Here is a 6,630-nt window from a genome sequence, read left to right as displayed (position 1 = left end):
CGCCGGTATAGCGCCAGTACTCGGCGATGTTGAAGATCAACTCGCCATGGCTGTCGTTCTCCGGCACCGGGTCGCTGCCGCGCGCATCCACGCAGCACGGCACCTTGCCGTTGTCGAACTGGTGCGGCGCGTACCAGCTGACGTACTCGCGCACCGCATCGCTACGGCCCATGCGCAGCAGGCCTTCGGAAATCATCGCGCCATCGCGGATCCAGCTGCGCGAGTACGAGCGCGTGCCCGGCTGGATGCTCGGGCCGATCCGCGAGATCAGCATGTGCGCCAGCGCGGTGCGCAGGGTGTCGGCCAGCGGCTTGCCGGCGGCGGGCACCTGCAGGGTCACCTGGTCCAGCTTGGTGCGCCACATCGAGGCCACGGTCTGCTGCGCCTTGGCCGCGTCGAAATCCTTCGGCATGGCCCAGGCGCCGGTCTGCGGCAGCACAAGGGCGACCTCGCGGCTCTGGCCCGGTTCCAGCGTCCAGCGGTACAGCAGGGCACCGGACGCCAGGCCGGTGGGATCGCGGACCTCGGTGGTGGTCGGCAGCTTGCCGCTGGCCAGGTGCACCACGTCCAGCTTGCTGTCGAAGGTGGTGGCAAACGTGGCGTCCGGCGCCTGCGCCGGGTACACGCGCGGGGTGCCATTGACCTCGACATCGCTGGCTTCGACCGACAGGTTGTCAATGCGACTGACGCCACCGACGGTGTTGAGGAACTGGGTCGGCGGATTGACCTGCCACGGGCGCACGGCCAGCGCCAGGGTGTATTCGTGGGCAACCTTGTCCGGGTTGCGCAGGGTGTAGCGTCCGACCAGCTGCGCCTTGTCGGGGCTGCCCTGCACGAAGCCGGTCACGCGCAGCGCGGCCTTGTCGTGGCTCCAGTCCACGCTGGCGATGGGCAGGTAGTCGTCCTGCAGCGACTGCTTGCTGGTGACATCGGCCCAGCTCAACAGCTTCTTGCCGTCCACCAGCACGAACGGCTCGACGCTGAAGCTGGCCTTGGCCACTTCCAGCGCGCCGTCCTCGCCGATCAGGGCCTGTTCGCGGCCACCATCCAGGCCCAGCAGCGTCCAGTACGGCTGTTCGCCACTGAACCCGCGCGGCACCGAACCGCGTGGCAGGTCGGCACCGACCGAGCGGATGAAGTCGTTGGGGGTATCGGCGAAGTCCAGCGGCTTGAGGCTGATATCGCGGATGCCGTAGCGCCAGCTCGGGCCGCCCTTGAGGTCGAACCGCAGGTAGCGCGCCTCCGTATCGGGCAGCGCCAGCCAGTCACGGTCCCCACCGCCGCCGACCACCTCGCGCACTTCCTTCCAGCTGCGGCCATCCTGCGAGGTGCGCACCACGTAGCGGGTGGCCTCCAGCCCGGGCAGCCACTGGATCACCGCCCCGCCGAACTCGCGCACCTTGTGCAGGTCCAGGCTGATGGTCTGCTCGGCCACGCCGCCGCTGATCCACACCGTGTCCGGCTTGCCATCGGCGATGCGGCTCTGCAGCGCGGTGGCGGTATCGGCGATCACCGACGGGGTCAGCGCCGAGGTATCCATCGGCGGCAGGTCCTGCAGGGTCAAACGGTCGAAGCACACCGTGCCCTTGCCGCCGACCTTGCTGTAGATCGTGAACTCGATCGCCGCGCTGCGGGTGAGCGTGGTTTCCGTCGACGGCCCCCAGGCCTTCCCGATCTGGCGCGCGCGGTACTGCACGCTGCTCCAGGCCTTGGGGAAGGTGTAGCCGGGCCGGTTGACCCACCACACGTTATCGCCGCTGGCGTCGATCAGCTTGAACTGCAGGTCGTTGGACGGCGAGTCGCCGCGCAGCTGCAGGCCGAACTGATAGTTGGCCGGGTATTGGATGCCCAGCTCGCGACGGATGCCGACGTAGCCGGAGACGTCGTGGAAGTCGTAGTCCACGCACAGCGCGCGCCCGCCGCCACTGCCGACCACGCTGCGCAACGAGCCGCTGACCTGGTCGGAGACCACCAGCTTCCACGGACTCATGTCGTCGAAGCTGTCCAGCACCTTCGGTGCCGGCAACGCTGCCGGCGCGGCGGCCGGGGCCGCCATCGACCACAACAGCCCAAGACCAAGACCCACCGCGACGACGGCATGTTTCACCCTTTGACACTCCCCAGCAGCAGACCTTGGATGTAATAACGCTGCAATGCCAGGAACAGCAGCAGCACCGGCACCACCGTCACCACCGCGCCGGCCATCATCATCTCAACGTCCATGATGTGTTCGCGCGACAGGGTGGCCAGGGCGACCGGCAAAGTGTAGTGCTCCTGGTCGGTCAGCACGATCAACGGCCACATGAAATCGTTCCACGCGCCCATGAAGGTGAAGATCGACAGGGTCACCAGCACCGGCTTGAGCATCGGCAGCACGATCTGGAAGAAAATGCGCATCTCCCCTGCCCCGTCGATGCGCGCCGCTTCCAGCAGCTCATCGGGAATCGAACGCGCGTACTGGCGCACCAGGAAGATGCCGAACACGCTGGCCAGCGCGGGCACGACCACGCCGCCGAAGCTGTTGACCAGGCCCAGCTGCTTCATCAGCAGGAACAACGGCAGCATCGCCACCTGCGCCGGAATCACCAGCGCCGCCAGCAGCACCTGGAAGATGCGCTCGCGGCCGGCGAAACGCAGCTTGGCGAACGCATAGCCGGCCATGGTGTTGAGCAGCAGCGAGCCCAGCGTGATCGCCAGCGACACGCCCAGGCTGTTGACGAAGTTGTTGCCCATGCCGGTACGCGCGAACAACTCGTGGTAGTTGGCGGTGGTCACCGAGGACGGCAGCAGCGGCGGCGGGAAATGCGCCGCCTCGCCGGTGGGCATGAACGACACCGACAACATCCACAGCAACGGCGCCAGGCTGACCAGCGCCAGCACGGTCAGGCCGCCGTTGATCCACCATGCATGCCAGCGCGACTGGCCGATTTCACGACTCATACCAACTGCCTCTTGCGGCCGAAACGCAGCATGACGCTGGTGACGGCCAGGATGATCAGGAACAGCAGGAACGCCACCGCGGAGGCGCGTCCCAGGTTCCACCACTTGAAGCCTTCTTCGAACATGAAATACAGCACGCTGACGGTGCTCTGCAGTGGGTCGCCGCGGGTCATGACGTAGGGTTCGGCGAACAGCTGGAAGTAGCCCGATACGGTAATCACCCCGACCACCAGCAGCACCGGGCCGAGCATCGGCAGGGTGATGTGCAGGAACTGCTTCCAGCGCGAGGCGCCATCGATGCGCGCGGCCTCGTACAGGTCATGCGGGATCGCCTGCAGGCCGGCCAGGAAGATCACCATGTTGTAGCCGAAGTTCTTCCACACCGCGAACAGCATGATCGTCGGCATCGCCCAGTTGGGATCGCCCAGCCAGTCGATCGGGCTGATCCCGAGGTGACCCAGGCCGTAGTTCACCAGCCCGTAGCTGGTATGGAACAGGTAGCGCCAGATCACCGCCACCGCCACCAGCGTGGTCACCACCGGGGCGAACAGCGCGGTGCGGAACAGCGCCTTGAAGCGCGCGGCCGGGGCGTTGAGCAGGATCGCCGCGCCCAGCGACACCGCGATGGACATCGGTACGCCGACGATCACGAAGTACGTGGTGTTCCACAGCGACTTCCAGAACATCGGGGTCTGCAGCAGGTCGATGTAGTTGCCCAGGCCAACGAAGCGCAGGTTGCCACTGTCGGCCAGCGAGTACAGGTCGAAATCGGTGATGCTCAGTGCCAACGCCGAGAACACCGGCAGGCCGAAGAACACGCCGATGACCAGGATGGCCGGGCCGGCGAACATCCAGCCGGCAAGCGAACGCTGCTTCATTGCGCCGCTCCCGTGGCCACTGCGCTGGAATGCACGCCGGTACCGGCGGCCTTCTCCTGCGCATCGCGTTCATGCATCCAACGGCGCTTGGCGAGGACCTTGTCCACGCGCTTGTCCAGTTCCTTCACTGCCACATCCTGGTCGAGGCCACCACGCACCACCTGTTCGGTGATGATCCGCATTTCCTGCACGATCCGCTCCCACTCCAGCACCTTCGGGGTCGGCTTGACGCGTTCCAGCTGGTCGCGGAACGGCTGCGCCAGCGGGTCGTTGGCCAGCGAGGGGTATTCCCAGGTGCTGCGCCGCGGCGGCAGGTCGCCGATGATGGAATGGAAGCGCTCCTGGATCGCCGGGCGCGACAGGAATTCGATCAGCTTCCACGAGGCTTCCTTCTGCTGCGAGGAGCGGAAGATCACCAGGCTGGTGCCGCCGGCGATGCCCGCGCCCGGGCCGTCCGGACCCGGCAGTGCGGCGGTGCCCCACTTGCCTTCCAGTTCCTTGGGCTGCAGCTTCTTGAACTCGCGGATATTCCACGGGCCGGACAGGTAGAACACGTTGAAGCCGCGGAAGAACTCGTCCCAGACGTTGGAGATCTGGGTCTCGGACATGCGCGGCGCCCAGCCCTGGGCGAACATGTTTTCGTAGAAGCCCAGCGTCTTGCGGAAGCCCGGGCTGCTGAAATTGCCGCGGGTGTCGTCATCGCGCAGCAGCGGGTCGGGCTGCTGCAGGGCAAAGGACAGCTGCTGCTCGAACTCGTTGATCGGCATCAGCACCGCATAGCGCTTGGGCCCCTGCATCTTTTTGATGGCGGCCATCATCTGGTTCCACTCTTCCCAGGTGCGCGGGGGTGGTCGTAGCCGGCCTGGGCAAGCAGGTCCTTGCGGTAGTACAGCAGGCGCGTGTCGACATACCACGGCACGCCGACCAGCTCGTCATGCACGACGTTGGTGTCCCAGATGCCCTGGAAGTAGTCGGCCGGATCCACCACCTTGGACTGCGCCACGTAGGGCTGCAGCGGTACCAGTGTGTTGAGCTCGGCGAACTCGGGGATCCAGGTGTTGCCGAGCTGGCAGACATCGGGCAGCCCGTCGGCGGCGAACGCGGTCAGCAGCTTCTCGTGCGCGGCGGTCCACGGGATGTTCTGCACATCGACATGGATACCGGGATTCTCCGCTTCGAACTCGCTGATCAGGCCACTGACCACCTCGGCCTCGCGGCCCATGGCCCAGAAGCGCACGGTGACCCCTTCGGGCTCCTTGCGACAGCCACCCAGCAACACGCTGCCCACCAGCAGCAGCAACAGACTCAAACCCAGCTTGGGGCGCGACGACAATGGCACTGCTTACTTCCCCTGCTGCTGGTTGCGGTTCGTATTGGAATTGTTCTTCTGTTCCTGGGCCGCTGCCGCGCGCGATTCGGCGATGCCGACCGAGCGTGCCGAGGCCGCCTTTTCATCTTTCTGCAGTTCCAACGGCTGGTCCTCGCCTTCGGGGGTCAACCAGCCACCGCTGAAGCCGGCCCGTTCCAGGCCCTTGCGGATGTGCACGTTCTTCTTCATCACGTCCCAGACGAAATCGTTCCGGTAGTTGGCGATCATGGTCAGGATCGGGCCCTGGTCGATGCCGATGTAGTCACTGGCCACCCAGCCGCGATCGGGCACCAGCCGACCGGTCTTGATCGGGATGTCGTAGTTGAAGCTGGGGTTGAACGAATCCAGGAAACCGTAGCTGGAATAGATGTAATCGCCGTAGCGTTTGTGCATCTCCAGCGTGGCCGGGATCACTTCTTCCGGGGCGAACACCACCGAGGCGATCGCCGCGGTCGGGGCGATCGTGCCGTCGTCGAAGTTTTCGCGCAGGCCGGCACCGCGCGAGGAGTAATGGCGGAACTGGCGCTGCTCGCCCCGGTATTCCTGCGTGGTGTTCTGCGGACCATCGCTGGCGGTCAGGCCCCACACGTTCTCGCCGTAATCCTTCCAGTTCATCGGGTTGGCGATGGCGTACTCGCGCTGGGCCAGCGCGGCCGAGCGGCTGTTGAGGAAGTAGGTGCTGCCGCGCTCGCGCATGTAGGCATCCTGGATGTCACGGAAGTCCACCCACACGTGCGTGTACTGATGGCCGAACAACGGCCCGAAGGACAGGTATTCCTGGCCCTGGTAGACGCCCCAGTCGTTGTCGTAGGTGCGCGTCCACACCGTCCAGGCGTCGGGGCTGACCGGATGGGTCGGCGAGCCGAGCGCGAGGATGTAGACCATCATCGCCTCGTTGTAGCCCATCCAGTCGTGGTCGATGAAGCCGCTCTCGGGGAACCAGCCCATCGAGATCAGCGGCGCACGCTGCTGCAGCCACGGCCAGTCCACGCGCTTGTACAGGGTCTCGGCGATATCGCGGATCTCTTTCTCGCGCGAATCGTCACCGGTGTAGTACGACTGGGCGAACAGCACGCCCATCATCAGCAGCGCGGTATCCACGCTGGAGAGTTCCACCCAGCTGTCGTAGCGCGCGCCCTTCTGCATGTCCAGGAAGTGGTAGTAGAAGCCCTTGTAGCCGCCCTTGCCGGTGCGCTGCGGCCCCATCGGCAGGTCGCGGAAGAATTTCAGCGTCAGCAGGGTGCGGTCCACCGCCTGGGTGCGGCTGACCCAGCCGTTCTCCACGCCGATCGGATAGGCGGTAAGCGCGTAACCGACCGAGGCGATGCTGGCGAACGGGCGCGAGGGATAGCGATCCGGGCTGAGGCCGTTGACTTCGTTGGTGGTGTCCCAGAAGAACTGGAACGTGCGGCGCTCGATATCGTCAAACAGCGGCGGCAGCTC

At 65.7% G+C, this 6,630-nt stretch carries 4 protein-coding genes and 1 pseudogene; all 5 read right to left on the bottom strand.

Annotated elements, in window-relative coordinates; genetic code table 11:
- Positions 1–2,056 (bottom strand): discoidin domain-containing protein (locus RTO53_RS18090; RefSeq protein ID WP_312239100.1); only part of this gene is annotated, 2,056 nt, incomplete at its 3' end.
- 47 nt (positions 2,057–2,103) lie between these two features.
- The gene (locus RTO53_RS18085; RefSeq protein ID WP_312239098.1) at positions 2,104–2,940 is read right to left on the bottom strand and encodes a carbohydrate ABC transporter permease; all 837 of its coding nucleotides are present in this window, start codon (positions 2,938–2,940) and stop codon (positions 2,104–2,106) included.
- Positions 2,937–3,818 (bottom strand): sugar ABC transporter permease, encoded by an 882-nt coding sequence (locus RTO53_RS18080; protein ID WP_259203365.1) that lies wholly within the window; start codon positions 3,816–3,818, stop codon positions 2,937–2,939. The genes RTO53_RS18085 and RTO53_RS18080 overlap by 4 nt, the downstream gene beginning before the upstream one ends.
- A pseudogene (locus RTO53_RS18075) lies at positions 3,815–5,133 on the bottom strand (sugar ABC transporter substrate-binding protein). The gene RTO53_RS18080 and the pseudogene RTO53_RS18075 overlap by 4 nt, the downstream one beginning before the upstream one ends.
- 27 nt (positions 5,134–5,160) lie before the next feature.
- Positions 5,161–6,630 (bottom strand): glucoamylase family protein (locus tag RTO53_RS18070; RefSeq protein WP_312239097.1); only part of this gene is annotated, 1,470 nt, incomplete at its 5' end.

Origin of the sequence: Stenotrophomonas sp., assembly GCF_031995405.1 — a bacterium.
GTDB lineage: Bacteria > Pseudomonadota > Gammaproteobacteria > Xanthomonadales > Xanthomonadaceae > Stenotrophomonas.
This window is presented reverse-complemented; position numbering and strand designations above follow the sequence as displayed.

Coding starts and splice junctions, on each gene's coding strand:
- RTO53_RS18080 (WP_259203365.1), bottom strand. CDS start 3,818: ATGAAGCAGCGTTCGCTTGCCGGCTGGATGTTCGCCGGCCCGGCCATC.
- RTO53_RS18085 (WP_312239098.1), bottom strand. CDS start 2,940: ATGAGTCGTGAAATCGGCCAGTCGCGCTGGCATGCATGGTGGATCAAC.